Source organism: Rhizobium sp. SEMIA 4085 (assembly GCF_013004495.1).
Lineage (GTDB): Bacteria > Pseudomonadota > Alphaproteobacteria > Rhizobiales > Rhizobiaceae > Rhizobium > Rhizobium gallicum.
Genome location: NZ_JABEPH010000718.1, coordinates 1 through 514 on the forward strand (window position 1 = coordinate 1; position 514 = coordinate 514).

The 514-nt window shown below is 57.2% G+C and carries 1 protein-coding gene; it reads right to left on the minus strand.

The window, feature by feature from the left end:
* On the minus strand, positions 1-437 hold a 437-nt coding region (locus C9413_RS32600), incomplete at its 3' end, for an NAD(P)-dependent oxidoreductase (protein WP_170251662.1).
* Between the last annotated feature and the right edge of the window lie 77 nt (positions 438-514).

Below are 514 nucleotides of genomic sequence, written 5' to 3' on the forward strand. Positions count from 1 at the left end.
GAATAGGACGTTTCCGGGCGCGACTGGTAATTCTCGTCCGCCGGCAGATAGTCAGGCTTGATCTCGTAAGGAATGCCGAGCAGGGTCTCGCTCGACGCCCACACGATGTTCTTGATGCCGAGCAATCGGCATGACTCGAAAACATTGAAGGTCGAGATGGTGTTGACCCGGAAAACGTCAGCAGGTGCAACTCGTCCCGGCATCGGCACAGCGGCCAGATGCACGACGGCTTCAGTGTTGCGATTGTGGTCCCAATCAAAGCCACTGATCGCCTCGATCGTGGCGCGCATGTCCTCGAAATCGACCTTGACGAAGGGGCAGAGGTTTTCTGGCGGCGCGATCGTATCCGCGTTGATGACGTCGTGGCCGCTCTCAACCAGATGCTTGATCGTGGCTCTACCCAGTTTGCCGCTGCCGCCTGTTACTAAAACTCTCATATCGTAATACCTCCGTAGAACCTTCCAGGTTAGCGGCTTCGGTCGCCCGCCACAGCCAGGATGATGAGCATTTCGCG